The 25,479-nt window shown below is 60.4% G+C and carries 22 protein-coding genes and 1 pseudogene; 10 read left to right on the forward strand and 13 right to left on the reverse strand.

The window, feature by feature from the left end:
* Positions 1 to 55: 55 nt before the first annotated feature.
* From ACW4DH_RS08455 to ACW4DH_RS08470, 4 genes and pseudogenes are all read right to left on the reverse strand, one after another.
* On the reverse strand, positions 56 to 475 hold the full coding sequence (locus ACW4DH_RS08455) for an MliC family protein (protein ID WP_459635933.1): 420 nt from the start codon (positions 473 to 475) through the stop codon (positions 56 to 58).
* Positions 476 to 997: 522 nt separating this feature from the next.
* The gene (locus ACW4DH_RS08460; protein ID WP_459635968.1) at positions 998 to 1,627 is read right to left on the reverse strand and encodes a TetR family transcriptional regulator C-terminal domain-containing protein; all 630 of its coding nucleotides are present in this window, start codon (positions 1,625 to 1,627) and stop codon (positions 998 to 1,000) included.
* A gap of 8 nt (positions 1,628 to 1,635) precedes the next feature.
* On the reverse strand, positions 1,636 to 1,848 hold the full coding sequence (locus ACW4DH_RS08465) for a hypothetical protein (RefSeq protein ID WP_459635970.1): 213 nt from the start codon (positions 1,846 to 1,848) through the stop codon (positions 1,636 to 1,638).
* A gap of 49 nt (positions 1,849 to 1,897) precedes the next feature.
* Positions 1,898 to 2,035: pseudogene (locus ACW4DH_RS08470) on the reverse strand (hypothetical protein); the annotation flags it as partial.
* Between the two features lie 252 nt (positions 2,036 to 2,287).
* Here ACW4DH_RS08470 and xdhA point away from each other — a divergent pair.
* The 4 genes from xdhA to guaD are packed head-to-tail and all read left to right on the forward strand — an operon-like array spanning position 2,288 to position 8,411.
* On the forward strand, positions 2,288 to 3,754 hold the full coding sequence (gene xdhA / locus ACW4DH_RS08475; RefSeq protein WP_459635934.1) for a xanthine dehydrogenase small subunit: 1,467 nt from the start codon (positions 2,288 to 2,290) through the stop codon (positions 3,752 to 3,754).
* Positions 3,738 to 6,203 (forward strand): xanthine dehydrogenase molybdopterin binding subunit, encoded by a 2,466-nt coding sequence (gene xdhB, locus ACW4DH_RS08480; RefSeq protein ID WP_459635935.1) that lies wholly within the window; start codon positions 3,738 to 3,740, stop codon positions 6,201 to 6,203. The genes xdhA and xdhB overlap by 17 nt, the downstream gene beginning before the upstream one ends.
* Entirely contained in the window at positions 6,190 to 7,044 is an 855-nt protein-coding gene (xdhC, locus tag ACW4DH_RS08485) for a xanthine dehydrogenase accessory protein XdhC (RefSeq protein WP_459635936.1), read from the forward strand. Before xdhB ends, xdhC begins: the two co-directional genes overlap by 14 nt.
* Positions 7,045 to 7,082: 38 nt before the next feature.
* Positions 7,083 to 8,411 carry a guanine deaminase gene (gene guaD, locus ACW4DH_RS08490; RefSeq protein ID WP_459635937.1) on the forward strand — a complete coding sequence of 443 codons (1,329 nt, stop codon included), beginning with the start codon at positions 7,083 to 7,085 and terminating at the stop codon, positions 8,409 to 8,411.
* A gap of 98 nt (positions 8,412 to 8,509) precedes the next feature.
* Here the strand turns inward: guaD and ACW4DH_RS08495 are convergent, their stop codons facing one another.
* Positions 8,510 to 9,523, reverse strand: a complete 1,014-nt coding sequence (locus tag ACW4DH_RS08495) for a cytochrome-c peroxidase (protein ID WP_459635938.1) — start codon at positions 9,521 to 9,523, stop codon at positions 8,510 to 8,512.
* A gap of 394 nt (positions 9,524 to 9,917) precedes the next feature.
* On the opposite strand from ACW4DH_RS08495, the gene ACW4DH_RS08500 reads away from it, so the two are divergent.
* From ACW4DH_RS08500 to ACW4DH_RS08515, 4 genes are all read left to right on the forward strand, one after another.
* Complete coding sequence (locus ACW4DH_RS08500) at positions 9,918 to 10,580, forward strand: hypothetical protein (protein WP_459635939.1); 663 nt, start codon at positions 9,918 to 9,920, stop codon at positions 10,578 to 10,580.
* A gap of 13 nt (positions 10,581 to 10,593) precedes the next feature.
* The gene (locus ACW4DH_RS08505) at positions 10,594 to 11,145 is read left to right on the forward strand and encodes a FlgO family outer membrane protein (RefSeq protein ID WP_459635940.1); all 552 of its coding nucleotides are present in this window, start codon (positions 10,594 to 10,596) and stop codon (positions 11,143 to 11,145) included.
* 69 nt (positions 11,146 to 11,214) lie between these two features.
* Complete coding sequence (locus tag ACW4DH_RS08510) at positions 11,215 to 11,592, forward strand: flagellar protein FlaG (RefSeq protein ID WP_459635941.1); 378 nt, start codon at positions 11,215 to 11,217, stop codon at positions 11,590 to 11,592.
* A gap of 143 nt (positions 11,593 to 11,735) precedes the next feature.
* Complete coding sequence (locus tag ACW4DH_RS08515; protein ID WP_459635942.1) at positions 11,736 to 12,521, forward strand: alpha/beta fold hydrolase; 786 nt, start codon at positions 11,736 to 11,738, stop codon at positions 12,519 to 12,521.
* Positions 12,522 to 12,614: 93 nt separating this feature from the next.
* On the opposite strand, the gene ACW4DH_RS08520 is transcribed toward ACW4DH_RS08515, so the two are convergent.
* From ACW4DH_RS08520 to aptA, 8 genes are all read right to left on the reverse strand, one after another.
* On the reverse strand, positions 12,615 to 13,388 hold the full coding sequence (locus tag ACW4DH_RS08520; protein WP_459635943.1) for a TetR/AcrR family transcriptional regulator: 774 nt from the start codon (positions 13,386 to 13,388) through the stop codon (positions 12,615 to 12,617).
* A 260-nt stretch (positions 13,389 to 13,648) separates the two neighbouring features.
* On the reverse strand, positions 13,649 to 14,977 hold the full coding sequence (locus ACW4DH_RS08525; protein ID WP_459635944.1) for a short-chain fatty acid transporter: 1,329 nt from the start codon (positions 14,975 to 14,977) through the stop codon (positions 13,649 to 13,651).
* Positions 14,978 to 15,033: 56 nt separating this feature from the next.
* Positions 15,034 to 16,686 (reverse strand): AMP-binding protein, encoded by a 1,653-nt coding sequence (locus ACW4DH_RS08530; RefSeq protein WP_459635945.1) that lies wholly within the window; start codon positions 16,684 to 16,686, stop codon positions 15,034 to 15,036.
* Between the two features lie 73 nt (positions 16,687 to 16,759).
* Positions 16,760 to 17,956: an acyl-CoA dehydrogenase family protein gene (locus ACW4DH_RS08535; protein ID WP_459635946.1), complete on the reverse strand. Its 1,197-nt coding sequence runs from the start codon at positions 17,954 to 17,956 to the stop codon at positions 16,760 to 16,762.
* Positions 17,957 to 17,965: 9 nt separating this feature from the next.
* Entirely contained in the window at positions 17,966 to 18,733 is a 768-nt protein-coding gene (locus tag ACW4DH_RS08540; RefSeq protein ID WP_459635947.1) for an SDR family NAD(P)-dependent oxidoreductase, read from the reverse strand.
* A 108-nt stretch (positions 18,734 to 18,841) separates the two neighbouring features.
* Complete coding sequence (locus tag ACW4DH_RS08545) at positions 18,842 to 20,059, reverse strand: MFS transporter (RefSeq protein WP_459635948.1); 1,218 nt, start codon at positions 20,057 to 20,059, stop codon at positions 18,842 to 18,844.
* Positions 20,060 to 20,183: 124 nt separating this feature from the next.
* Entirely contained in the window at positions 20,184 to 21,365 is a 1,182-nt protein-coding gene (locus ACW4DH_RS08550) for an acetyl-CoA C-acyltransferase family protein (protein WP_459635949.1), read from the reverse strand.
* A 443-nt stretch (positions 21,366 to 21,808) separates the two neighbouring features.
* A complete protein-coding gene (gene aptA, locus ACW4DH_RS08555; RefSeq protein WP_459635950.1) occupies positions 21,809 to 23,170 on the reverse strand; it encodes an omega-aminotransferase AptA in 1,362 nt (453 codons plus the stop codon).
* A 224-nt stretch (positions 23,171 to 23,394) separates the two neighbouring features.
* On the opposite strand from aptA, the gene ACW4DH_RS08560 reads away from it, so the two are divergent.
* The gene (locus ACW4DH_RS08560; RefSeq protein WP_459635951.1) at positions 23,395 to 25,110 is read left to right on the forward strand and encodes a SulP family inorganic anion transporter; all 1,716 of its coding nucleotides are present in this window, start codon (positions 23,395 to 23,397) and stop codon (positions 25,108 to 25,110) included.
* A 269-nt stretch (positions 25,111 to 25,379) separates the two neighbouring features.
* Positions 25,380 to 25,479, forward strand: a 100-nt coding sequence (locus ACW4DH_RS08565; RefSeq protein WP_459635969.1) for a hypothetical protein, incomplete at its 3' end; no start/stop codon positions are given.

Below are 25,479 nucleotides of genomic sequence, written 5' to 3' on the forward strand. Positions count from 1 at the left end.
CCAGGAGTGCCATTTAGTCGATTCAGGCACTACCGGCTTGTCAATACGTCACTACTTACCGCGCGTGGCAACGAATATGTAACGGCGTGCCGGTTTTACTGCTATCAGAGCCAATCGGATATGTCGATAAAGTGGCTTCATCCTTGTCATGTAGCCATTCGACTCCGACTCCCTCGACGGGGCCCTGCGGAGAAGCATAACGTTTATCCAAGGCCCCTTCGACCCTCTTCAATTCGTAAACCTCATTATCATAGGTTAGTTCGACCGTATCTTGCTCGTCGTTCTGAACGTAACGAATCAAGAACTTGGCATCATCCTCGCAGGTGACGCGAAACGCTTCACCTTTCTTCGCGCCATCCTCGACATCCTGGACATTCGATTGAGCATCAGGGGCCTCAACGTTCGGCGGTGCATCATCGCTGCATCCCAGCAGCACTAGCAACGGTAAGCTGGCGAGAAACAGTCCTGTTTTCATAACTATGGTTTACCTTATATCCGTACGTTGACGATGCCCAAGCCAGCCCTACGATAATACATTTCACGCATTATCGGTACAGCTTGGCCTGGCCAGCCTCGTTATTCGCTCGCCGCCTTCCAACGAAGCCCGTCTGTGATGGGAATGTGGAAATGGGGTGATAACCTCAATCGTCGCCTCTATGGCCTGGGTGTGAACCTGGCTATCCCTGGCATGGATTACTTCCAGGTCAACGGCTATGTTCGTAACGACACGGATATACCGGGCGACTTGGCAGGTCACGCTGGTCTGGGGCAGCAAGTTAGAGATCGCTGATACCAAATGGCTCTTCAAGGGCCACTTCGACTATGCAGGCAAGGAGGTGACGCCGGCCACAACATCAATAGTGCACCGCAGCTGGTTGTCGCCTGGTTCCTGTGAGATAAGCCCCAACATGCCGGATGCGCCACCCTCCGGCATATGGTTCTTCCCGCTATCAGCCTTGAGCCTGCTTCGACATGAACGGATTACTCCCTCTCTGTTTTATTTTTTAACGCCACACCCCTTGAGCACGACTTGGCATAAAAAGTCGGTAATCGACTGATAGTCGCTCTCCTCGAGCTCGGCACGGTTGGTAATTCCCAACACTTGGGCCTCGAAATCCGCATAGTGCTGAGTCGCCGACCAGATCAGGAAGATCAACCATACCGGATCCACCGGATCCATCAGGCCCCTGCGAGACCATTGTTCGAGCACCTTGGCACGTGCCCTAACCCACTCGCGCAGTTCACCCTTGAGATATTCCTGCAAAAAAGGTGCGCCTTGGAGAATCTCTGCGGCAAACAACCGCGAGCCCTGGGGATGCATCCGAGTCAGGCGCATCTTGGTGCGGATGAAGGCTTCCAGCACCTGCGCCGGGTCATCCTCCTCGCTGATGTCATCCAGCATCATGTTCCAGCGCGACATCATGCGCTCGAGCAGAGAGACGTATAGCTGACGTTTACTGCCAATGTAGTACAGCACATTGGACTTGGGCAGTCCCGCAGCTTCGGCAATGCTCTGCACGCTGGCACCTCGATAGCCATGGCAGGCGAACATGCGTTCTGCGGCTTCGAAAATAAGGCTTTCATTGCGGGCACGAACCCCGCCCTCAGGTATGCTCATTGAGGTCATGATGACATTCACCCACGCTGCGGGACCCAGAGTCTGCCCCAGAGTACACACCATAGGCAATGTAGGTGGCTTCCCGGCCTCTCCACAGCCCACACGGTGGCCGTCTGGCACAACGCCTGAACCTCCTTGAGCTTGTGACTGATGAACAGAATGCCCGTACCTTCGCTGGCCAGCTGGCGCAGCGTGGCGAATAGCGGCTCGACCTCGCCGGGCGTTAGCACCGAGCTCGTCCAGGATCAATAGCTGAGTGTCTTGGATCAGGCAGCGCAATATCTCGAGACGCTGACGTTCGCCCATCGAGAGCGACTGCACATACGCCGAGGGAGACAGCGGCATGGCATAAAGCTCGCCCAACTCGCGGATTCGCATCTCCAAGGCTGTCCGCAACAGCCGTTTGCCCGGCGGCATCGCCAAGTCAGTAGCATTAAACTTGCCATCCAGTCGGATTTCACTCACGCTTTTCAGCGCTTGACCATTTGGTCAGAAAAGGATAACTCAGGTCTGGCGTGGACGATGTAATCCATAGAAAGTCCGCAACTTCTCGGCTGAGCCAGCCTTGCAGTTCATTCAGGGTCGAGCCACGCCTCTCGGCATGCCCCATGGCGTCCTGACGCATAATGACCGAACCGAACAATATTCTTTACCACTGGCGGAACCGTGATGATCGACTTCTACCTTAATGGCCAGCGCCAACAATGTGCCGATATCGCACCAGACATGAGCACATTGGAGCTTTTGCGCACCACATTGGGGCGCACCGGTACCAAGGAAGGCTGCGCCTCGGGCGATTGCGGTGCCTGCACCGTGGCCGTTGGCGAGCCTGACGACGCAGGCCGGCTGCACTATCACAGCGCCAACGCCTGTATCATGCCCGCGCATCAACTCAACGGCTGCCATCTGGTGACGGTGGAAGGCCTGTCACGTGACGAGGCTCTGCACCCCGCGCAATCCGCCATGGTCGAATGCCATGCCAGCCAGTGCGGCTTCTGTACACCAGGCATCGTCATGTCATTGTTCACCCTGCATGAAGAGCAGCGGCATGCGCCTGCCCCGCTCAGCCAGCAGCGCCTGGAGGCCGCACTCGGCGGCAACCTGTGCCGTTGCACCGGCTACCGTCCGATCCGCGATGCCGCCCTGCGCATGGGTGAAACCACCGATACTCGCCCCTCCTGGGCCGACGATTCGGGCCTGGCCATAAACGTGGCCACCCTGCGGCAACAAACGTCCAACCACAGCGCCTCAGGCGGCAGTCACTTTGTCGCACCGCGGACTCTCGTCCAGTTGCTTGAACTCAAGCGTGAACGCCCCGAGGCGCGCCTGGTCGCCGGTGCCACCGACCTGTGGTTGGAGGCAACGCAACAGCTGAAGCCGCTATCCGAGCTGATCGATGTCCGCCAGGTGGCCGAACTGAACACGCTCGAAGAGACCGCCGAAGGTTGGTGGATCGGCGCCGCCGTGACTTACTCCCGTCTCGAGCCGCTGCTCGCGGTGCATTACCCCGCGTTCGCGCGTTTATTGCACCGGCTTGGGTCGGCGCAGGTCCGCAACCGCGGCACGCTGGGCGGAAACGTCGCCAACGCCTCGCCCATCGGCGATACACCGCCGGTGCTGCTGACACTGGGCGCCAGGCTGGCGCTGGATGGCCCCGACGGCTCTCGCGAACTGGCTCTCGAGGAGTTTTTCCTCGACTATAAACGGACCGCGCTTGCCGAAGGCGAATTCATCCGTGCCATTTTCCTGCCCCGGCCGATACAAGAGCAGCAGTTGGCCGTCTGGAAACTCTCCAAACGCCGCGAGGACGACATCTCCACCTTGCTCGGCGCCTTTAGCTGGCGTGTCGAGGGTAACGTACTGCGCGACGTTCGCCTGGCGTTCGGTGGCATGGCCGCGATTCCCCGCCGCGCTTTACAAACCGAAGCGGCATTGGAAGGCCAAGAGCCCTCGGCCAAGGTTTTCGAGGCGGCCAAAGCCGTCTTGCGTGGCGAATTCCAGCCACTCAGCGATGTACGCGGCTCCAGCGAGTATCGCCTGATCGCCGCTGCCAACCTGCTTGAACGCCTGCGACTGACGCTAGATTCCGCTCATCACAACGCCATGGAGGTCAGCCTCGATGCGTACGCTGACTAAGAACTTCTCGTCCAAGACGTCCGACATCGCCCCCGAGTCCATTGAGGCCCGCCGCGAACTGCAGGGACAGATTCAGGCCGATGGCCCATTGGCCCGTGATGTGGTTCATCCCCATCGACACGGCCAGGCGCATGAGAGTGCGATCAAGCATGTCACCGGCCGCGCCGCCTATCTCGACGATCTCAGCGCCCCGGCCGACGCACTGCATATCGCGGTGGGTCTGAGTACGGTAGCCCATGGGCGACTGACGCGTCTGGACCTGGAAAAGGTCAAGTGCGCCGACGGAGTGGTGGATGTGATCACCGTGGCGGATATTCCCGGTCATACCGATGTCGGGCCGGTATTCCCCGGCGATCCGCTGTTCGTCGCCGACGAGATCCGCCACGTCGGCCAGCCGCTGTTCGCCGTGGCTGCAGTCAGCCACAAGGCGGCGAGACTGGCGGTCCAGCAGGCGATCATTGAGTTCGATCCCCTGCCTGCCCAGTTGGATCCGATCGCGGCTGCCGAGGCCGAGGAGTTCGTACGCCCCACCCATGTGCAGCAAAGCGGCGACTGGCAGCAGGCGCTCGAGACGTCGCCCCACGTGCTGGAAAGCCAGCAATTCGTCGGCGGTCAGGAGCACTTCTATCTGGAAGGGCAAGCCTGTCTGGCACTGCCCAGCGAAGACGAAGGTGTGGTCGTGCATACCTCTAGCCAGCATCCCAGCGAAGTGCAGAAACTGATCGCCGAGGTGCTCGACGTCCCCTTCCACTCGGTCACCGTGGAAGTCCGACGCATGGGCGGCGGCTTCGGTGGCAAGGAAACCCAGGCGGCCCCCTGGGCGTGTATCGCCGCCCTTTTTGCCCGACGCACCGGCCGCGCAGCGCGCCTGCGCTTGCCGCGTTCAGAGGACATGCGCGCCACCGGCAAGCGTCATCCTTTCCATAACCGCTATCGGCTGGGTTTCGACGATCAAGGCATACTGCTCGGCGGTGACATCACGTTGATTGGCGACTGCGGTCATTCACCGGACCTCTCCGAAGCGGTGGTGGACCGCGCCATGTTCCATGCCGATAACGCCTATTCGCTGGGCAGTGCCCGGGTCACCGGCTATCGCGCCCGCACGCATACCGCTTCCAATACCGCCTTTCGCGGCTTCGGCGGGCCACAGGGCATGATGATCATCGAGCAGGCCATGGACGACATTGCCCGCCACGTCGGCGAGGATCCGCTGACGGTACGCAAGCGCAACCTCTACCGCCCGGGACGCGACGTCACCCACTATGGCCAGCAGATCGATCAGATGGCATTGATGGTCGAGATGATCGAGCGGCTCGAAAAGAGCAGCGACTACTGGACACGGCGCGCTGCGATCACCGCCTATAACGCCAAAAGTCCGGTGCTCAAGAAGGGTCTGGCGCTGACGCCGGTGAAGTTCGGTATCTCCTTCACTGCCAAGCATCTCAATCAGGCTGGCGCGCTGTTGCACGTGTATACCGACGGTAGCGTGATGATCAATCACGGTGGCACCGAAATGGGCCAGGGCCTGCATACCAAAATATGCCAGGTGGTGGCGCGCGAGCTAGGGCTCGAGCTGGACAACGTGCGCATTACCGCAACACGTACCGATAAGGTGCCCAACACTTCGCCGACCGCGGCATCCAGTGGTGCCGATTTGAACGGCATGGCTGCACGCGACGCCGCCAGCCAGGTCCGTAAGCGCCTGTTCGACTTCGCTGCCGAGCACTATCAGCTCGACCGCGAAGGCATGCGCCTGGAAAACGGTGAGCTGGTTACCGGCAGTGGCGAGGGCGAGCGCCGTATCGCCTGGGGCGAGCTGGTTCAGGCCGCCTATCTGGGGCGCATCCCGCTGTCCGCGACGGGCTTCTACTCCACGCCGCTGATCCATTACGACCGCGATATCGGCAAGGGCCGGCCCTTCTACTACTTCGCCTATGGCGCGGCGGTGGCCGAAGTCGTTGTCGACACACTTTCCGGCGAGTATCGCCTGACCCGCGCCGATCTCCTCCATGACGTGGGCGACTCGCTGAATCCTGCCATCGACATGGGCCAGGTCGAAGGCGGCTTCATTCAGGGCATGGGCTGGCTGACCAGCGAAGAGCTCAAGTGGAACGCCGAAGGACGGTTGATCTCGGACGGCCCGGCGACTTACAAGATCCCGGCCTTCGGTGACCTTCCGCCGGAATTCAATGTCGAGCTGCTCCAGGGCCATCCCAACTCTCAGGCCAGTCTCTATCGCTCCAAGGCGGTAGGCGAGCCACCGTTCATGCTGGGCATTTCGGTGTGGTCGGCGCTACGTGACGCGCTTTCCAGCCTGGTCGATTATCGATACTGCCCGCGTCTCGACACGCCGGCGACGCCGGAACGCATATTGATGGCCGCCGAGGCTCTGCGCAATGCGCAAAGGCAAGGCAAGCGCTCCCAGGAAACCTCGCATGGCCTGGTATGACGCCCTTGCTCGCCTACAGCGAGACGGGGAACCACACGCTCTGGCCAGCGTGGTCGGGGCGGCGGGCTCGACCCCGCGCGAACCCGGCGCCAAGATGGTGATTACCGCAACACAGGTATTCGACACCTTAGGCGGCGGCACCTTCGAGCATCAGGTGATTGCCAGCGCACGCGCCTCGCTGACAGCGCTGGCAGACGGCAAACCGGCAATGACGCCGCAGCTCGAGGCCTTCCCGCTCGGGGGACGCTCGGGCCAATGCTGTGGCGGTTACGTGCATGTACTGCTCGAACTCTTTGCCGGAGCAGAGATGACTGTCGCCCTGTTCGGCGCCGGTCATGTGGGACAGGCGCTGGTCGGTCTATTGGCGCCATTACCCTGGCGGGTATGGTGGTTCGACAGTCGAGCGGATGCGTTTCCGGCTTGGGCTAAAGAGCAAGCCCGGCTCTCCTGCCATACCCTGACTGTCCCCCGCCAGGCGGTAGCGGACATGCCTGGCGGGGCGCATGCGCTGATCATGACCCATGATCATGCTCAGGACCGCGCGCTGGTCGAGGCGTTGCTCAGGCGTGGGGATAGTGCTTCCATCGGGCTGATCGGCTCGCACAGCAAGTGGGCCAGCTTCCGGCGTCGATTGCATGAAACGGGCCACGCTGCGACGGCCCTGGAAAAGGTACGCTGCCCCATCGGGATTCCCGGCGCGCAAGGCAAGCGCCCCTACGAAATTGCCCTGGCCGTGACGGCCGAACTGCTCACGCTTCAATCGGCACCCGGCGGAGCCGACCAGCGCGGTTTATCCGCTCGGGCATTGCGTGACGTCTTCGAGACACCTCAACAGAATTAAGCGAGCGCTCTCGCGCCCTATTTCAGGAGACTCCCTTTATGACGGCTGATACTCGCGTATTGCGTGGCCCGTTGCTGACGTTTCTCAATGATCCCGGTGAAGGCGATACACCGGCGGATGGCAGTGTACTTTACCTTGAGGATGGCGCCATCTGGATGGTTAATGGCCGCATCCACGCCGTGGAAGACTACGCGGTTCTGGCGCCACGCCTGCCGCAGGGCATAGAAGTGGTGGATTATACCGGCAAGCTGATGATGCCAGGTTTCATCGACAGTCACGTACATTATGTGCAGTTGGAGATCATGGCCTCCTATGGTCGCCAACTGCTCGACTGGCTCAATGAATATACCTTTCCCGAAGAGTGCCGGTTTGCCGAACGCGCCCATGCCGAGAATATCGCCGAGGCCTTTCTGGACGAATTGCTGCGGGCCGGCACGACGACCGCCCAGGTATTCTGCACCTCGCATCCGATCTCGGTGGATACCTTCTTTGCCGCTTCCCGGCGTCGCGGGTTGCGCATGCTCGCCGGCAAGGTATTGATGGACCGCAACGCACCCGAGGCGCTGGTCGATACCGCCGCAGGCGGCGCACGCGACACCGAGCGCATGATCGCCGACTGGCACGGTAAGGACCGCCTGGGTTATAGCTTGACACCACGCTTTGCCCCGACCTCCACTCCGGCTCAGCTCGAGGCGACGGGAGCGATTCTGCGCAATGCCCCTAACCTGCATCTGCAGACACACCTTTCCGAAAACCTCGGCGAAATCGACTGGGTCGCCGAGCTGTATCCGGAGCGCCGGGATTATCTCGACGTCTACGAGCATTACGGTCTGGTGGGCCCGCGCAGCACCTTCGCCCACGGAATTCACCTGACCCAGGAAATGCGTCAGCGTCTGGCCCAGGCCGGTGCCAGCATCGCCTTCTGTCCCACCTCTAACCTGTTCCTGGGCAGTGGCCTGTTCGATCGCATGGCCTGTCAAGAAGCCGGCCTCAACACGTCCCTGGCCAGCGATGTGGGTGGCGGCACCGACCTTTCCGGCTTCGGCACCCTGCAGGGGGCATACCAGGTCGGCGCCCTACTCAGCCAGCCCCTGACGGCTTGGCAAGGCTTTTACCGCCTGACCCTGGGCAATGCCCGGACGCTGCACCTTGACCAGCACATCGGCAGTCTACGCGAGGGGGCGGAAGCCGATATCGTGGTACTCGACTTGGACGCTACACCGCTGTTGTCACGGCGCATGGCACGCACCACGACGCTGGCGGAGCGTCTGTTCGCCTTGATGATCCTGGGCGACGAGCGCAGCGTATATGCCACCTGGGCGAACGGTCGACGTGTCCATCAGCGTCAAACCATCGCCGCGGCCTGAGGCGATCCGAAAGCCACGAAAACAGAAGCCACGAAAGCGCTACGCAAACAAGAGCCCCGCCCGTCGATGACGGGCGGGGCTCTTGTCATCCGTCTTACTTATTCCGCGAAGGGAATCGGCCGCGGCGTTTCCACACTGGAGGGAGGTAGCTGCGGCATGGCAAAGTCCGGTTGATCTCCCGTCAGAGTCCGCAGGAACGCAGCGATCTTTTCGATATTCTCCTGCTCGAGCTGACGTCCCACCTGTAGAGTGGCCATGACATTCACCGCTTCTTCCAGTTTCCAGTAGGCACCGTCATGGAAGTACGGGTAGGTCAGTTCCACGTTGCGCAGGGTGGGTACCTTGAATGTCATCCGGTCGGCATCCTGACCGGTGACCTCGAAACGCCCCTGCGACGGGTTATTGGTCAGATACTCCTCGAACATCCCCATGCGCTGGAAGGAAGTGCCGCCCACGGCCGGCCCATGGTGACAGCCGGCACAGCCGATCTCCTTGAACAGCTCGTAGCCGGCCAACTCGACGTCGCTCAAGGCGCTGTCGTCCCCCTTCAGCCACTGATCGAAGCGCGAGTGGGGAGTGACCAGCGTATTCTCGAACTCGGCGATGGCATCGGTCACCTCATCCATGCTGATCTCGCCGGTGCCGTAGACATCGCGGAACATCTGACGGTATTCGGGAATGGAGCTCAGTACGTCGATGGCCAGGCTGTGCGTAAAAGCCATTTCCTTGGGGTTGGCGATGGGTCCGGCGGCCTGCTCCTGCAGGCTCTTGGCCCGGCCATCCCAGAATTGCGCCATGCTCAGGCTGGAATTGAGCACCGTGGGCGAGTTGATCGGCCCTTCCTGCCAATGATCGCCGATGGAGGTCGGCAGGTTATCGCTACCGCCCATGCTGAGGTTGTGGCAGGAGTTACAGGAAATGGCCCCTGAACGTGACAGCCTTGGGTCGAAGAATAGTTTCTTACCCAGCTCTACCTTGAGCGGGTTCTCGACACTGACAGGCTCTACGGGCTTGATCGGTTCATCGGCAATGCGATCCGCAATGGCCGGCGAGGTAGCCACGGATGCGGCGACTCCCATGGCAGCAACAAATGCCCAGGCACGGTATTTCATTTTTTTCTCCCCTTGCTGAATCAGACAGGTCACTGCCCAGACAACCTCGCATCGGGTTGCCTTTTTGCTCTGTCTTCCATTATGGGGAGCCCCTGTCGGCGTGGCTTGATACCGGTCAAGTTCGCCACCGCCAGCGTTGATACAGATCAACACCCATGGCCCCTGATGGCGTCATGCGGCCCGTGGTCGAAAAAGCCAATGTCTGAAGCCGGCGTCTTTTCGACTTACAGACTCTCAGCACACAATAGAGTAATGACAACCTGCCGGAAGGTGCTCGCAGCAAGATCGATGCCACCACCATGTTTCCCGTGGCTTCTCAATCTCCCTCAAGCTTTTCCCTGTCACGCCGATACTTTCAAGAGACAACTCTACCTATCGAGACAGGATAACCATCATGCCGGTCAGGACATGGATCGTTGCCATAGGCAGCGCAGCGCTATTGAGTGGCTGCTTTTACGTCAACACTTCGCAAGCCCCCATGGTGACGACCTACCCTATTACGGAACAGCAGAAAATGCAGGCTGCCCACCATTGGGACGTGCTGGCCCAGCATGAGGCGCAACAGATATTGTCAAACCCCAGCCTGCGAGACAGATCTCTTTTCATCTCGGCAAACCGGCAAGCCACGCCTTTCGCCCGAGGCTTCGATGAACTGCTGATCAGCCAACTGGTATCGGGTGGCGCCGCCGTTCGCACCGACCCCATCAATGCCGCCCAGATCGGTTATACCGTGCAGGTCGTCAAACATCGGGACCGCGACTTCATCCGTCAGCCACGCGGCACCTGGACGGCGCTGACCACGGGGGTGGCAGTCGCCACCCTGCCGATCAACCAATGGCGTGAACCGGCCTTGGCGCTAATTCCGGCCGCAGGATTGATCGATGCGTTCAGCGGCAACTGGGCGGCGCTCAGCAACGAGGAAGTGATCATCACCACCCAGGTCACCGACAACAACCGAATCCTGTACTCCTCCTCGAACATCTATTACATCAATGCCGGTGATGATGATCATTACGAGTCCGGCGCGACACATATTCCCGTCACCAACCGCTGGTAAGCAGGCCATGAACATGACTCGATTCTGGAAACCCTTCGTTGGCGTGGCCCTGTCTTTATGTCTGGCAGTAGCGACCGGCTGCTCGACGACGAATCACGCCCCCCTACGCAATGACAGCGAAATCGATATTCTGAAGCTGGTCGACGAAGCGGCGACGGACCTCGTCACGCATGCCAGCTCGCTGCAGCCCGACAAGACAGTGATCGCCGCAACTTTTGTCAATATCGACAATCTTCAACAATCGTCCACCCTGGGCAGAACCCTGTCCGAGATGTTCGCATCCTCACTGGTCCGCTCCGGCGTCTCGGTGATCGAAGTCAAAATGCGCGATAGTCTGTTCATTCAGGAAGACACCGGCGAACTCATGCTCTCGCGAGATGTACACCGTCTTTCCGCCTCGCACGATGCCCAGGCGATCCTGATCGGCACCTATGCCCAGGGAGATTCATATGCCTATGTCAACGCCAGGATCATAAGAGCATCGGACAACATGATTCTGGGTGCGACCAACTTTACGCTCCCCATGAGTCGGAATGTTCGCTCGATGCTACCGATGCCGTACTGAGGCATCGTAAACGGCACGAAGCATAAGCACTAACAACAACCTCAATGGCGTGCTCACAAGGAACATCACATGGCGACCTCACCCACCGACATCACCCTGTCTCAAATCACCCCAACGGGCGGCACGCTAACCGCCCAGCAACGTCTGGAGACGTTGCTGGCGCATTTACCTGCATCCACCACCCTCCATGACCCCGATGCCACGCCCATTTCTGAAACGGCCTCATCGACCCGGGGGCAGCTCAGCGTAGAAATCGAATCTCTCAATACCAAGATGCGTGCCTACGGCGTCGAGTTTCAACTCGATGACTTCGACGGTCGGGTCATCACGCGCCTCGTGGACCGTGAAAGCGGCGATCTGATTCGCCAGATTCCTTCCGAGGAAGTGTTGCGGATCGCCAAGGCGCTGGACCAACTGCAGGGCCGCCTGATCACCTTGCGCGTGTAGCGTTTCGCTAGCACGACTAAAGCGTAAGCCAAGTCAGTTGACACCGCCTGAGCCTTCGCTAATGTACAAGCAGAGAATGAAACTTGGTTTCTCATAGCAGAAGACACCGGACGATAACAACTCACAATGACCAGGACGCCGCCATGCCTTACGCTGACGTTAACGGACAGCATCTCTATTACCAAGATACTGGTGGTCATCTACCCGCCATCATCTTCTCGCATGGTCTGCTGATGGACCATCGCATGTTCGAGCCGCAGATAAACGCCTTATCCACGCGCTACCGCTGTATCAGCTGGGATGAACGTGGCCACGGCAATACCGCCGGGGCAAGCCTCGAGCCCTTTACTTATTACGACTCGGCCAACGACCTGGCCGCACTGCTTGACCACCTCGATATCGAAAAGGCCATTCTGGTGGGAATGTCCCAAGGCGGCTATCTCTCGCTGCGTTGCGCACTGACCCATCCCCAACGGGTACGCGCGCTGGTACTGATCGACTCCCAGGCGCTGCCGGAAGCCCCCGAAACCCTGCCAAGGCATCGTGCCCTGATGGAACAGTGGTCCACTCAGGGGCTGTCGGAGGAAAGCGCCGATATGATCGCCGATATCATTATCGGTAGGAATTGGTCCGGCGCCGAGACGTGGAAAGCACGCTGGCAACAGAAAGCGGCACATGACATTGTCGCCTGTTTCACTACTCTGGACGAACGCGACGACATCCAGCCAAGACTGGGCGAAATCAATGTCCCGGCACTGGTCATCCATGGCACGGCGGACCAGGCCATCCCCACTCCACGAGCTCAGGCCATGGCCGAGGCCCTACCCCAAGCTCGGCTGGAATTGATCGATGGCGCGCCGCATGCCGCCAACCTGACCCACCCCGAACGGGTCAATGCGGCGATCGAGGGCTTTCTCGCCACTCTATAGCGTCGAGGTGGGCTGCTTCCGCGAGGCTTTTCACGGACTGAGCCTTCTGCTGAGGAGCAGGCCCCGTTCACCGTAGCCATAGGGAGTCATCGCTCAGGTAGCTGTTGCGAGTATCCGGCTTTCGATCAACTCGCGTACTGCCTGGGCGTACTGAGTGACGTCCAATTGCTGATCATGGTACTTGCGCCGTTTGATATACCAGTCCTGCAGCAGCGCTTTGATGAAGGAAGCGATGAGTCGAGTATCGACGGATTGAAAGACGCCCGTCTCGATACCTTCGCGCAGTATCGCCTCGAAAATGTTCTCGATCTCAAGCTCGACGGCGATCGCCTTCTGCTTCTCTTCCTGAGGCAGGGATTTGGCCTCCATATAGGAGAAATAGAACCAGGCCCGCATCAGCTCGCTCAGATAGAGGTGAGTGCGGATGGCAATAAACAGCTTCTCGCGGGGCGGCGAGACATGCTGGGTATACTTGAGCAGGGTGCGTCGGGTCAGAATGAAGCCGTGATTCTGAATCAGTTGGATCAGGTCATCCTTGTTCTTAATATAAGAGTAAAGCCCGCCCATGCTCAGCCCGGAGTCGTTGCACAAATCGCGCAGCGTCATGGCCTGGAAGCCTTTGGAATTGGCCAGACGCAACGTCGAATCGATGATTCGGATCAGATTCTTGACCGCCACCTTCTCCTTCTTGATACGAATCAGATCGGAATTCTGATGAAACAGCTCACTACAGATTTCCGATTTCGACAGACTGATTTCATCTTTGAACGCTTCATAATCCGACTGCATGCAGGACACCAGAAAACAGACATAGAAAAGACCTTCGGTATGGATTCCGGCATCCAACCAGGTTCGTAATACAGGCATGGCCAGACATGCCGCACCAGACGGCCAAGTCATTAAAGGCAGCACTTTTCCTGCTCAATACCGGAACACCAGCGTAACGATCCCGCTCGATGGCATGGTGAATATCCCCCCAGACCTCGGGCAAACATGATACCACCGGTTGCGGATCGCATAATGACACGACACCACATTCATGAATGTAGACTTTCCGGGTTGCGCCACTCTTCTACGACTGGTTGGCTACGGATTTGTACCCGGCGAGCCGCAACCGGAAATGGCCGTTATAGGAACAACAGCCCCAGCGAAAAGATGATACCGCTCCAGAAGAGTGCGATGACGGTATATCCCATGATGGAACGGACGTGGAGACCGGCGATCGCCAGGGCGGGAATGGTCCAGAACGGCTGGATCATGTTGGTCCATTGATCGCCAATCGCCACGCCCATGGCGACACGCGGCATGTCGGCACCCAGCTCGGCGGCAGCCTGCGCCATGATCGGTCCCTGAACCGCCCACTGTCCGCCTCCGGAGGGTACGAACATGTTCATCAGCCCCCCGCTGATCATGCTCCAGAACGGCAACGTATCCGCCGTGGAGATGCCCACGAACCAGCGAGCGATCATCGCGGCCAGCCCCGAATCCGCCATCATCGCCATGATACCGGCGTAGAAAGGGTATTGCAGGAACACCGGACCCAGCGTCCTGCCGGCATTGGCAACCAGTTCCACGAAGTGAATGGGCGAGCGCGACAGCAGGATACCCAAGGTAAAGAAGACGAAATTGACGGTATTGAGGTTCAGTCCGCCACCGTCGAACACAAAGTACTTGAGCAGGAACGCCAGGCTGATCGCCCCGACCAGGAGATTGATGATACGGGCATGCTCCAGCCGCTTGGCCGGGGTGTCGATGACGGGCGACGTCTCCTCATGCGAGGCGGCGACCTCTTCCATGGCCAGCGGCACACACTCCTCGTCACGCGGACGCAGCGCCATCATGACCACCGGCATGGTCAGCAACACCGCCAGCGCCATGATGACGTTCCAATACGCGAAGATCGTCTCCGAGGCAGGAATCACCCCGATGCTCGACTCCAGAAAGTGACCCGGCGTGGCGATCAATAGGGCCACGGAACTCGACAGCCCCATATGCCAGATCACGAATCCCGAATAGGCGGTCGCCACCAACAGCGGATAGTGAATGACGATGCCCTTGCGCTGGCACTGGATCGCCGTCTCCCGAGCGATGATCGCCCCGACGATCAGCCCCACGCCCCAGGAGAACAGCGACGCGATGCCTGACATCAACCCGACCATCAAATAGGCCGAGGATGGCGTCGTGACCATGGCGGAGAGCCTCTCCAGCAGTCTTTTCATGGGAGGCGTGTGCGCCAGGACATGGCCGGTGATCAAGGTCATGGCAATCTGGGCCGAGAAGGTCAGCAGCCCCCAGAATCCGTTGCCCCAGGAATCCACCGTATCGGCCAGCGAGTAGTCGGTTACGGTGAAGGCAAGGACGAACGCCAGCAGCGACAGCAGACAGGCGAAAATGAAGGCATCCGGCATCCAGCGCTGGAAGAGATACGTGAAAGGCGCGGCAAGCTTGTTGAGCATGGTGTGACTCCGTTGTTGTGAATTGTTATGGAGGTGGGTCAGGGTTGTGATACGCGTTACTGAATACGTTCGCGCAGGATGTTCTTGCGAATCTTGCCGGTGGCGGTCTTGGGCAGTTCGCCGATCACGACTTTCTTGGGCACCTTGAAGCGTGCCATGCGGCTGCGACAGAACTCGATGATCTCCTGTTCGCTGACATCCTCGTCGTCCGGCGAGACATGAATGAAGGCGCAGGGCACCTCCCCCCACTTCTCGTCGGGGCAGGCGACCACGGCCGCCTCCATGACCCGCGGATGGGCGTAAAGCACCTCCTCGATCTCCAGGCTCGAGATATTCTCTCCGCCGGAGATGATGATGTCCTTGGAGCGATCCTTGATCTCGACATAGCCGTCCGGGTGAATCACCGCCAGATCACCGGTGTGGAACCAGCCACCGCGGAAGGCTTCCTCGGTCTTGCGAAGGTTCTTGAAATAGCCCTTCATCACTGTATTGCCGCGGATGACGATTTCACCGAGCGTGACGCCATCCCAGGGTACCGGGCGGTCGTCCTCCACGCGCAACACCTGCATGTCGTCGATAGCGAAATTGGCCACGCCCTGTCGGGCCATCTTCTTGGCCAGCTCGGCAACGGGGAGCTGCGCCCACTCTTCCTGGCCGACGCAGAGCGCCGAGGGGCCGTAGGTCTCCGTCAGACCGTAAAGGTGCGTGATTTCGAAGCCGATCTGACGGGCCTTGGCAATCACCGTATCCGGCGGCGCGGCACCGCCAAGGGCAAAGCGTACCGGGGAGGAAATCGTTTTGCCCATGTGGCTCAGGTCATTGAGCAACATGTTCATGACGATGGGGGCTCCGCACATGTGCGTGACCCGGTGGGCCTCGATACGCCGATGAATCTCCTCGCAGTCGACACCGCGCAGACAGACGTGCGTGCCCCCGATGGCGGTCACCGCCCAGGGGAACCCCCAGCCGTTGCAATGAAACATGGGCAGTGTCCAGAGATAGACGCTCTGCGCCGTCATGTCGAAAGCCATGGCATTGCTCATCGCCGCGAGGTAGGCGCCGCGATGGTGGTAGACCACGCCCTTGGGATTGCCGGTCGTGCCTGAGGTGTAGTTGAGCGACAGCGAAGCCCATTCGTCTTCGACCGGCAGCCAGGCGAAGTCCGGATCGCCCGCCTCGAGCAGCGCTTCGTAATCGAGCCTGGTCGCGTCCCGGGTCGCACCCCCGTCGCGCTCGATGGCAATCAGCCGCGGCGGTGAATCGAGACCCGAAATGGCCTGCTCTACCAAGGCTTCGAAATCGGTATCGTAAAGCAGCGCCTTCGACTCGCCATGCTCGAGGATGAAGCCGACCGTTGCGGCATCGAGTCGGGTATTGACGGCATTGAGCACGGCCCCGAGCATCGGGATCGAATAATGGCTTTCCAGCAGCTCGCGGCCGTTGTGCGCCATCACCGATACCGTATCGCCCGGCCCGATGCCTTGCGCGGCAAGAGCGGAGGCCACCTGCCGGCAGCGTCGATAGAAGTCCTGATAAGTCAGGGTTATATCACCGTCGATGACCGCCGCCTTGTGCGGGAAGACATGCGCGGAGCGCTTGAGAAACGCCACCGGAGAAAGCGCCGAATAGTTGGCGTCGCATTTGGATAGCGTCGTGTCGTCGGGCTCCTGCATGTTCCTGCCCTCGGTCTTGTGGTTAGAACGGGTCATGGCCATTTTTCCCCTGTTCAGACATTTCCCTGTTCGACGTTGAGACGTTGCAGTTTTCCTGCCTGTCCGTGCCTCACCCCCAGGCCCAGAAGTCCTGGCGCTCCTTGAGCAGGTTGCGCGAGAAGACCATCTTATGGATCTCGGAGGCGCCGTCGACCAGTCGGGCCTGACGCGCGTAGCGGTAGATCCATTCCAGCGGTGTATCCTTGGAATAGCCGCGCGCACCGCATAACTGGATAGCGGTATCCACGGCCTTGTGCAATGTTTCAGACACTGCGACCTTGGCCATGGAAACTTCCTTGCGAGCGAAATCGCCCTGATCGAGCTTCCAGGCAGCGTGCATGGTCAGTAGACGGCCGACCTGGATCTCCATTGCCGCCTCGCCGAGCAGCCACTGCACGCCCTCGCGCTCGGCCAGCCGCTGGCCAAAGGACTCGCGCTCGGCGACATAATCGACAGCGATCTGCATGGAACGCTTGGCCAGCCCCAGCCAGCGCATGCAGTGCGTCAGGCGTGCCGTGCCCAGACGTATCTGGGTCAGCTTCAGTCCATCGCCGATCTCCATCAGCCGGTTCTCGTCGGGAATTCTCAAGCCGTCGAAACGCAGCTCGCAATGTCCGCCGTGCTCCTCCGGCCCCATGATCGGAATGCGCCGCACGATCTCCCAGCCCGGATCGTCGCGATGGAACATGAATGCCGTCAGCCCTTTGCGGGCGTCCTCCGAAGTTCGCGCGATCAGGATGAAATGTTCGGCGACACCCGCTCCGGTAATGAAATGCTTGTGTCCCGAGACGATCCAGTCATTTCCCTCGCGCCGTGCACGTGTCTGCATCATGGTGGGATCCGAGCCGCAACCGGGAGGCGGCTCGGTCATGGCAAAGGCGGAGCGGACCCGCCCCTCGACGATAGGTTGCAGCCAACGGTCCTTCTGCGCCTCGCTGGCCACCTTGTTGAGCACGATCATGTTGCCGTCGTCAGGGGCCGCCGAATTGAATACCACCGGTCCGAAGATCGAGCGGTTCATCTCCTCGTAGCAGGCCGCCATACCGACGATGGACAACCCCTGCCCACCGCGCGCCTTGGGCATCTGCAGTGCCCATAAGCCTTCCCGCCTGGCCTTTACGCGCAGCGATGCCAGCCGCGACTCATCGAGATTCTCGTGAACGTCGAAGGCCTCCGGGAGACGCTCCAACGGCAGCAGTTCGCGGTCGACGAAGGTCCTGATGCGCTGGCGATAGTCGTCGATTTCAGAAGAGAGCGTGAAATCCATGCGAAGCCCTTACAGAGAGGATTGGAGATGACCGCCGTCGACGACGATGGAGCTGCCGGTCATGTAGCGTGAAGCGTCCGAGGCCAGCAGCAACAGGGCGCCGTCGAGATCCTCGCACTGCCCGAGACGCCGCTGGGGAATGCGCTTGAGCATGCTCTGACCCTTGTCGGTGGCGAAGAATTCGCGATTGAGGTCGGTCTCGATATAACCCGGCGCCAGGGCGTTGACGCGAATCCCGTAGCGCGCCCACTCGAGCGCCAGGCTGCGGGTCAACTGCTCGAGCCCCGCCTTGGAAGCCGCGTAGGAGGCGATCGCTCCCGCCACCCGGTGGCCGAGGATCGAGCTGACGTTGACGATACTGCCGGATCGCTGCGCATCGATCAGACGCTTGGCGACCTGGTTGGCGACCCGCCAGCATCCCTTGAGGTTGATGTCGAGCACGTGATCCCACTCCTGCTCGGAAGTGTCCAGTGACATCTTGTTGACCGCCACGCCAGCGTTGCATATCGCGATGTCGACGACTCCGTAGCGCATCTGGGCATCATCGAGCCCCTCGCGGATACTGTCTGCCTGGGTGACATCCATCGGCAGCGGATGCGCCTCGCCGCCCTTTGCTCGGAGCTTTTCGGCCAACGCTTCCAGCGGCTCGACACGACGTCCCGCCAGCAGTACACGGGCACCCGCCGCACTCAACGTCTGCGCGAAATGGGCGCCGAGCCCGCCGGAAGCCCCGGTGATCAGAGCCGTTTTCCCGTCCAGGTTAAATATGCCATGCATGGTGTTTCTCCTTACGTCCCCCTTCGAAAATAGAGCGAGCGCTCGTTATTTACAATATCGAAGAAGCCGATGCCGACTAGACATAAGTGGTAAATGGGAAGGCGTGTGCTAGGACCGGGGATTTTCCGACACGTCTGCGGTCGCAAGTGGGCCTGAAAAGCCGCGAATCAACCAGCTGAGATAGATACCGACCGCCAGCACGGCGCAACTGATCACGAACACGACCTGAAAGCCCCCGGTCCATTCGATCAGCATGCCGGACACCGCCGGCCCCACGAACTGCCCGACGGCAAAGAATACGGTGACATAACTCACCGCCAGAGGTGCTTCTCGGGGTTGTACCTGCTCGGTGGAGGCGGCCAGCACTGACGTGAACAGGCCTGACGTCGCGCAGCCCAGAATCATGTAATGCACGGCGAACCCTGGAGTCAATGGCCAAATCACCGGCACGGCGGTCGCGACCAGCACCGCCGTCATGGCCATGAGCATGGCATTACCACGCCCCAACCGGTCAGACAGCCAGCCCCAGGTGGGCGCGGCGACGATGGATAACACCCCCATGATGGACGCCAGCCGCCCGGCAGTCAGTGGCAGCACGCCGCTAGCCAGGGCATAGCTGTACATGAACAGTGTCTGCACGATGTAGGTAGTCCCGATGACTCCATAGGCCAGGCCCACCACGATGACGCGGCGGTTGCGGAATACCGCGGCACGCTCGACCGGCCGCGTGTCGTGGGTACTCGGCAGCGGTGGATCGCGCAGAAAGGCCAGCACCGCGACCACGGCCAGTACTCCGGCAACGGCGAACACTCTCCAGGCGATACGCCAGCCCTGGGCGCCGAAGCTCTCGGTCAGGTAAGGCACCAGAAAACCGGCCATCAGCATGCCGATTCCCACACCGGAAGTGAGCAGGCCGATTACCGCACCACGTCGCTCCGGAAACCAGGTAGCCAACAGCGACACCAATGGCGTATAGGCAAAGGCGGTGCCGAACCCCAGCAAGGCCATCAGGACGATCAAAGCGAGATAATCCGATGCCAGGCTCAGCCCCACAAAACCCGCCGTGGCGAAGATGACCCCGAGCAGCACCGCGAACTTGCCGCCGTGGCGAGCCGCGACACTGCCGGCGACCATCACTAGACATAAATAAGCCAATGCCGTGACGGTACCCAGGTTACCCACCTGCGGGTAGGTGAGTCCCAGTCCTTCACGCATGGGAGGCAGAATGAGACCATAGGCCAGCCGCGCAAAGACCAGCGTTACTATGATCACCAGAATGCCGGTGGCGATCATCAGGCCCGCCGGGGGGTGCTTGCGATCTGACACAGTGGCGTTCGGTATTGTCGCTGCTTTGGCGTTATCCGGCACTCAGCTACCCTGCAATCCGCCTGAAATCTTCGTTCAGTCATCAACGGCGGCTCGCGAGCCGCCGTTGTCAACACGGAACGGGTCAATAACGTTCGTAAAGCGCTGCAATACCCTGCCCGCCGCCGATGCACATGGAAACCACGGCGTAACGTCCGCCAGTACGCTCCAGTTCATGCAGGGCCTTGACGGTCAGAATGGCCCCGGTGGCGCCGATCGGGTGGCCCAGTGAGATACCGCTGCCGTTGGGGTTGACGCGCTGGGGATCGAGTTCGAGATCCTTGACCACCGCCAGCGCCTGAGCGGCAAAGGCTTCGTTGATCTCCCACACATCCACGTCATGCTTGGACACGCCGGTTTTCTCCAGCAGGCGATTGATCGCCGGGACTGGCCCGATGCCCATGTATTTGGGCTCCACGGCCGCCACCGTGCCGCCCACCAGTCGCGCCATGGGCCGATAACCGCGTGCCTCAGCCGCCTCGCGCGACATCAGCACTACTGCCGCCGCGCCGTCGTTGAGCGATGAGGCATTACCCGCCGTGACCGTGCCGCCCTCTTTCTTGAATACCGGCTTCATACCGGCCAGCTTCTCCACTTCGACGCCGGCGCGCGGGCCTTCGTCGGTGTCGAAGACCTCGACGCCCTTGCGCGTCTTGACCTCGATGGGCAGGATTTGCGGCTTGAACAGACCCTGCTCAACAGCGTTCAACGCCCGTCGATGGCTCTCGACCGCCAGTACGTCCTGTTCCTCGCGTGAAATGCCCCATTTCTCCGCGACGTTTTCGGCGGTAATGCCCATATGGCACTTGTCGAACGGATCGGTCAGCGCCCCGACCATCGCGTCGAGCATGACGCCATCGCCCATCCGCTGTCCCCAACGGCTGGTGGGCAACCAGAATGGCGCGCGGCTCATGGCATCGCCACCGCCGGCCACGGTACAGTCATGTTCTTCCAACTGGATATAGGAAGCGGCGGTCAGGATGGCCTGCAGGCCGCTGCCGCACAGGCGATTCAAGGTCAATGCCGGCGTGGTCACCGGCAAGCCGGCATTGATCGAGGCCACCCGCGCCAGATACATGTCGCGCGGCTCGGTATGGATGACATTACCGAACACGGTGTGGCCCACATCGCCCGGCTCGATACCTGCGCGACTTACCGCCTCGCGCACCACCGCCGCGGCTGAATCGCCCAGAGAGATATCCTTCAGGCCGCCCCCATAGGTGCCGATCGCCGTACGCACACCACTCACTACCACTACGTCACGCATGTCGCTGACTCCTGTCATGTCACTACGGACGATCCGATCACACCGACCGTAGCGACCAAATTCGTTTCATGGGTAATAATTAAAGGATTTACTCTATTCAGGCGCCAGGAGCCGGTCAATTAACCTTAGGTCCCGTCACGAGGTGCTTGCAGCGCTAGCCGCCCGGGCAAGCCCGCACGGCGATGGGCCCGCTATTCGGCTTCATTCACCGCCATCGTAGCCAGCGCGGTACTGGGCAGTATCGGCCATCGCCTGTGCGATATTGCCGAACTGGCTTTCGACTTAGAAGCCCCCCTGGCGCCGCCATCTCGACCTGTTGCCCGCTCGCCCACCCGCGGCATGAGATGGCCGATGTTCTCCACCATCTGTCGACTGCTATGTAACCAAGGGGTGGCCCGGCATCGTTGGCACCCCCCCCTTAAGTCATTCCGGCACGCTCAGGCTCAGGCCAGCATGTCCAGCGTACTGGCAACGGCATCGAACAGCCGCTCCAGCTCCGTCTCCGTCGAGCCGAACGGTGGACCGAACTGCAGGGTGTCGCCACCGTAGCGTACATAGAAACCCGCCTCCCACAAGGCGAGTGCCGCGTCACGCGGACGCGTCAGCGGGTCGCCTTCGCGTGATGCCAACTGTATGGCCCCGGCCAGCCCGTAGTTACGAATATCCACGACATGCGACCGACCTTTCAGGGCATGCAACTTATCTTCAAACGTGGGCGCAATGCCACGGACCTGGGCGGGAAAATCCTCGCGCTCGAACAGCTCCAGCGTCGCCAATGCAGCGGCGCAGGCGACCGGATGGCCCGAGTAGGTGTAGCCATGCGGAAACTCGACGGCATGCGCCGGGGCGTCGGCGTGCATGAAGGTGTCGAAGATGTCACTCGAAGCAACCACCGCCCCCATCGGCATCGCACCGTTGGAGATCTGCTTGGCCACGGTCATGATGTCCGGCACCACGCCGAAGGCATCGGCGGCGAACGAGGCACCGCAACGGCCGAACCCAGTGATCACTTCATCGAAAATCAGCAGAATGTCGTGAGCGGTGCATATCTCGCGCAGCCTTTCCAGATATCCCTTGGGCGGTACGATAACCCCGGCGGAGCCGGAAACCGGCTCGACAATCAGCGCGGCAATATTCGAAGCATCATGCAGGGCGATCTGATCCAGCAGGGCATCGGCAAGCTCGGCGCCGCTCTCCGCCTGGCCGCGGGTGAATGCCTGCGATGACTGCAAAGTATGCGGCAGATGGCTGGCCTCCATCAGCTGGCCGTAGAGCTTACGGTTGCCGCCGATCCCTCCCAGGCTGGTGCCGGCGATATTGACCCCGTGATAGCCCTTGGCGCGACCGATCAGCCGAGTCTTCTCCGACCTCCCCTTGAGCCGCCAGTAGGCGCGCGCCATCTTGACCGCCGTGTCGGCGCACTCGGAACCGGAGTTGGTAAAGAACACATGGTTGAGTGGATCGGGCGTCAATGCGGCCAGGCGCTCGGCCAGCTCAAAGGCCAACGGGTGGCCGACCTGAAAGCCGGGGGCATAGTCGAGGGTACCAAGCTGGCGCGACACGGCATGCTGGATTTCCTCGCGATTGTGCCCCGCCCCGCAGCACCACAACCCCGACAGGGAGTCGAACAGCTGGCGTCCGCGTGTGTCACGTAGGTAACGCCCCTCGGCACTGGCAACCATGCGCGGGTGCGCGCGGAAGTCACGGTTGGCGGTAAACGGCATCCAATAGGCATTGCCGAGTAGCGGAGTATCGTGGTCAGGCGTCTCGGCAGCCATATCGGTTTGTGGGTCCAGACTGAACATTATGTTGTCCTTGCAGTGACTGGCGAACGGAGCTCTTCCAGCTTGGCCGACAAATGGAGGTTAAAGAAATCAAAATTGCTAATTTCCGCGTAAATCCAGGCTAGCGCGTCGTCTCTCGCTTGCGCTGCATATCGCAACAAGTCACCATTAGGTTCTAACCTTATTCCGAATCATCGATTGCTGCATGATCCTTGCCTCGATGGCGATTCCGACGTGAGAAACGGATGCTCAAACGTTATCTGCCCATTGCCGAATGGCTACCTGCCTATAATCGTCAGGTTTTATCCCAGGACCTGTTCGCCGCCATCATTGTCACGCTGATGATCATCCCTCAGGCGCTTGCCTATGCTCTGCTGGCGGGTTTACCCGCCGTGGTCGGGCTATACGCCAGCATACTGCCGCTGTTCGCCTACGCACTGTTCGGCACCAGCCGCACCCTGGCCATCGGTCCCATGGCGCTGGTGTCGCTGATGACGGCCGCCGCGCTTTCGGGCATTGTTGCCCAGGGCACCCCCGCCTACCTTGAAGCCGCCGCGACCTTGGCGATGCTCTCCGGGGGAATGCTGGTATTGATGGGCATATTCCGCTTGGGCCTACTGGCCAATTTTCTCAGCCACCCGGTAATTTCCGGACTGTTAAGCGCCTCGGGCGTCCTGATCGCCGCCAGCCAACTAGCAGGCCTGCTCGGGTTATCCTCGTCGGGGTTCACCCTGCTCGCCCAACTGACGCATCTATTGGGACATCTGGGCGACATTCACCTTCCGACGCTCAGCATCGGTCTGGGGAGCCTGGCGTTTCTCATGCTGATGCGCCGTGCACGTCCAGCATTGCAGCGCTGCGGTCTGTCAGCCAGACTCGCCGGGTTTATTGTCAAGGCAGGCCCCATTTTCGCCGTGATACTCACCACGGCCATCAGCTGGCAATGGAATCTGGCCGAAACGGGCGTCAGCGTCATCGGCCACATTCCCGAACAGCTTCCCCCGCTGGGCCTGCCGTCACTCGATCCCAACCTCTGGCAGCAACTGCTGGTTCCCGCGCTGCTGATCAGTGTGGTCGGTTTCATCGAATCGGTATCGCTGGCACAGATGCTCGCCGCCAAACGGCGTCAACGTATCGCTCCCGACCAGGAACTGATCGGCCTCGGCGCCGGCAATATTGCGGCGGCGCTTTCCTCCGGCATGCCGGTGACCGGCAGCCTCTCGCGGACCGTGGTGAATTTCGACGCTGGCGCTCAGACCCCCGCCGCGGGTGCGTTTGCCGCGCTCGGCGTGGCACTGGTAACGCTGTTTCTGACGCCACTGATCCGCTTTCTGCCGCTAGCCACCCTGGCGGCCATCATCATCGTCTCGACCTTTACACTTATCGACCTTAAGGCGATACGTCGCACCTGGCGCTACTCACGCAGCGACTTTGCCGCCATGCTCGCGACCATCGCGCTGACGCTGGGCGAAGGCGTCGAAGTCGGTATCATTGCCGGCGTCGGACTTTCCATCGCACTTTATCTGTACCGCACCAGCCGGCCGCATAGTGCCGTGGTCGGCCGAGTTCCGGGGACCGAGCATTTTCGCAACATAGAGCGTCATCGTGTCGAGAGTGAGTCGCACGTTTCTTTACTGCGCATCGATGAAAGCCTGTACTTCGCTAATGCACGTTATCTGGAAGACACCGTCTATGGCTTGGTCGCCGAGCATCCCGAAATCGAGCATGTCGTCCTCATCTGCTCGGCGGTCAATCTGATCGACGCCTCGGCACTGGAAAGTCTCGAAGCGATCAATGCGCGTCTCCGCGATTCCCAGGTCACGTTGCATCTTGCCGAGGTCAAGGGCCCGGTCATGGACCAGCTTGCCCGCAGCGATTTTATCGACAATCTGACCGGCCAAGTCTTTCTGAGCACTTATCTCGCCTGGAGCGAGCTTAAAGGTCGCAAGTTGTCGTCATGATCACGACTTGTGCGTTTAGCACCAGCATGTTTCGTGAACAAAAAAGCGCATCGTTTTGCTTAACAAAATCAAATTCCGAAAAATTTGACCTCGCTAAAACTTGTCAGCATCATAAGCTAAAGGCAATTCCGTTATACAGCTAACCACTGGCGACGCAACGAGAAGTAGCGCTTTCAGGGTCCATGCGCTAGGCGATACCATGCCTGACCCCGATAAACGCCGCAGCGAATCGCCTTTTCCTCTACCTAGTGTCTATCCCGGAGGGACGCATGGAACGTGAATACATGGACTTCGACGTGGTCATCGTCGGTGCCGGTCCCAGCGGCCTGTCCGCCGCCTGCCGCCTGATGCAGCAGGCCCAGGCCGCCG

It is taken from the genome of Halomonas sp. WWR20, from assembly GCF_054602495.1.

Excerpts from the sequence above, each read along its gene's own strand:
- ACW4DH_RS08455 (WP_459635933.1), bottom strand. The coding sequence starts at position 475 with ATGAAAACAGGACTGTTTCTCGCCAGCTTACCGTTGCTAGTGCTGCTG.
- ACW4DH_RS08460 (WP_459635968.1), bottom strand. The coding sequence starts at position 1,627 with ATGACCTCAATGAGCATACCTGAGGGCGGGGTTCGTGCCCGCAATGAA.
- xdhA (WP_459635934.1), top strand. The coding sequence starts at position 2,288 with ATGATCGACTTCTACCTTAATGGCCAGCGCCAACAATGTGCCGATATC.
- xdhB (WP_459635935.1), top strand. The coding sequence starts at position 3,738 with ATGCGTACGCTGACTAAGAACTTCTCGTCCAAGACGTCCGACATCGCC.
- xdhC (WP_459635936.1), top strand. The coding sequence starts at position 6,190 with ATGGCCTGGTATGACGCCCTTGCTCGCCTACAGCGAGACGGGGAACCA.
- guaD (WP_459635937.1), top strand. The coding sequence starts at position 7,083 with ATGACGGCTGATACTCGCGTATTGCGTGGCCCGTTGCTGACGTTTCTC.
- ACW4DH_RS08495 (WP_459635938.1), bottom strand. The coding sequence starts at position 9,523 with ATGAAATACCGTGCCTGGGCATTTGTTGCTGCCATGGGAGTCGCCGCA.
- ACW4DH_RS08500 (WP_459635939.1), top strand. The coding sequence starts at position 9,918 with ATGCCGGTCAGGACATGGATCGTTGCCATAGGCAGCGCAGCGCTATTG.
- ACW4DH_RS08505 (WP_459635940.1), top strand. The coding sequence starts at position 10,594 with ATGACTCGATTCTGGAAACCCTTCGTTGGCGTGGCCCTGTCTTTATGT.
- ACW4DH_RS08510 (WP_459635941.1), top strand. The coding sequence starts at position 11,215 with ATGGCGACCTCACCCACCGACATCACCCTGTCTCAAATCACCCCAACG.
- ACW4DH_RS08515 (WP_459635942.1), top strand. The coding sequence starts at position 11,736 with ATGCCTTACGCTGACGTTAACGGACAGCATCTCTATTACCAAGATACT.
- ACW4DH_RS08520 (WP_459635943.1), bottom strand. The coding sequence starts at position 13,388 with ATGCCTGTATTACGAACCTGGTTGGATGCCGGAATCCATACCGAAGGT.
- ACW4DH_RS08525 (WP_459635944.1), bottom strand. The coding sequence starts at position 14,977 with ATGCTCAACAAGCTTGCCGCGCCTTTCACGTATCTCTTCCAGCGCTGG.
- ACW4DH_RS08530 (WP_459635945.1), bottom strand. The coding sequence starts at position 16,686 with ATGACCCGTTCTAACCACAAGACCGAGGGCAGGAACATGCAGGAGCCC.
- ACW4DH_RS08535 (WP_459635946.1), bottom strand. The coding sequence starts at position 17,956 with ATGGATTTCACGCTCTCTTCTGAAATCGACGACTATCGCCAGCGCATC.
- ACW4DH_RS08540 (WP_459635947.1), bottom strand. The coding sequence starts at position 18,733 with ATGCATGGCATATTTAACCTGGACGGGAAAACGGCTCTGATCACCGGG.
- ACW4DH_RS08550 (WP_459635949.1), bottom strand. The coding sequence starts at position 21,365 with ATGCGTGACGTAGTGGTAGTGAGTGGTGTGCGTACGGCGATCGGCACC.
- aptA (WP_459635950.1), bottom strand. The coding sequence starts at position 23,170 with ATGTTCAGTCTGGACCCACAAACCGATATGGCTGCCGAGACGCCTGAC.
- ACW4DH_RS08560 (WP_459635951.1), top strand. The coding sequence starts at position 23,395 with ATGCTCAAACGTTATCTGCCCATTGCCGAATGGCTACCTGCCTATAAT.